Source organism: Shigella sp. FC1967 (genome assembly GCF_001743005.1).
In the GTDB taxonomy this organism is placed as follows: Bacteria; Pseudomonadota; Gammaproteobacteria; order Enterobacterales; family Enterobacteriaceae; genus Proteus.
This window is the reverse complement of the sequence record NZ_MIIZ01000985.1, coordinates 1-1,439: the sequence shown is the minus strand read 5'-3', so window position 1 is coordinate 1,439 and position 1,439 is coordinate 1. Positions and strand designations below refer to the sequence as shown.

General features: G+C 40.9%; 1 protein-coding gene. It reads right to left on the bottom strand.

The annotated features are described in order from the left end of the window. The coding region (locus BHE89_RS17125; RefSeq protein ID WP_216081021.1) for an ImcF-related family protein at window positions 1–1,439 on the bottom strand (1,439 nt) is incomplete at both ends.

The following is a 1,439-nucleotide window of genomic DNA, read 5'->3' as shown; positions in this document are numbered from 1 at the left end:
GGGGCATTCACCACTTGTTGGAGTTTTAAGCGCACTCTTGTCACGCGAGTAAGATAGGCTTGTAAGCTCAATGCATCACTATTTTGTGCTGAAGATTGCGGATCAGTAAACGCCAATATCGGTGCAAAAACAGGCTCTAGAGGACCTGTGAATTCGGCTTTTTGGCTAATGACAGGTTGTTGCTCTTTGTTTAACAAGTCTTTGGCGGAATTCACAAAAGAGTCAGCTAATTTTTCTTGCTGACGACCCGTTTTACCTTGATAAGAAAGTGTATTCATTAGGGCGATAATAGGAGACTGTCTGACATCGCTCATTAATGTGAGTTGATCAATCGTATCGGATAAATTTTGTGTTTCTCGCCAGTGTAATCCGTTGAGAAAGCTTAACCAACTGCCTGAAAAATCATTAAAATAGCGTTCTGTCAGATTTTGTTGTAGTTTTTCGGGAGAGATATCAATATCGGTCTCTTTTTGTGTGTCACTTAATACCCAATCGATTTCTTCTCGTCTTTCATGAACTGCTTTTTTGATAGCAGGTTCAATCGATTCTTCCCACGCTTTACGTGTAAAAATCCCCGGTATGGTTTCAGAGGTACTGAGTAAGAAACTGACATCGGTATCACCGGTCATATCATCTAATGTCATCTCTGCGAAGTTATGCTGTGCCTGTTGTAAGATTTTTTGGTAAAGCGCAGATTCGCCATTACGTTGACCAATTTGACGAATAAGAATAGTGCGACTTCCAGCAACTAAAGTACGATTAGGCTTAATTATCCACTCCTCGTGATAAGGTAATTGAGAAGCATAGAAAGTTAATAATTCTGTGCCTAAGGTTTGCCATTCACCCTCTTTTAGATCTTCATTTTGATGCCAAATATTGAGTACACTTTCAGTAAAAAAAACCGGTTCGATACGAGAGGGGTCGCTCATCATTAAATAGGCTTTTAATGCTTGATAAGCCGATTGAGCGCCTTCAATTCGTTCCTCACTTTCAGGAGGGAGCTGCATAAATGCTTGCAGATAAGATTCAAGATGATGCTGAGTTGAATCCCGTAATAATGGCAACATGGATTGGCTATAAACGGGCCACAGATGATTAAGCAATGCGTTATTACGACTTAATCCAAAGCGTAGCCAAAATGGCACAGCGTTTTTTTCTCGGTGACTCAATAAGCCGAGAGTTTGTTGTAAGCCATACTGGGCTTGTAAGCGGGCAAGTTCAGATTGGTGATTGTCCGTTGCTAATTGCGCTTGTTGCTGACTTTGGGTAATTAATTGGCGATTCATAAAGTAAGAAACTACCATGCCAATGCCCCACAGCGTCATGGCGGTCGCCACAGTATATTGTAAAATACGTTTTGAATTTAAGCCTAAAGGTGAGGCTTTTAACTGATAAGGCAGTTGTGAATTTGCTGTAATGAGCGCTTTCCAATGGGAATT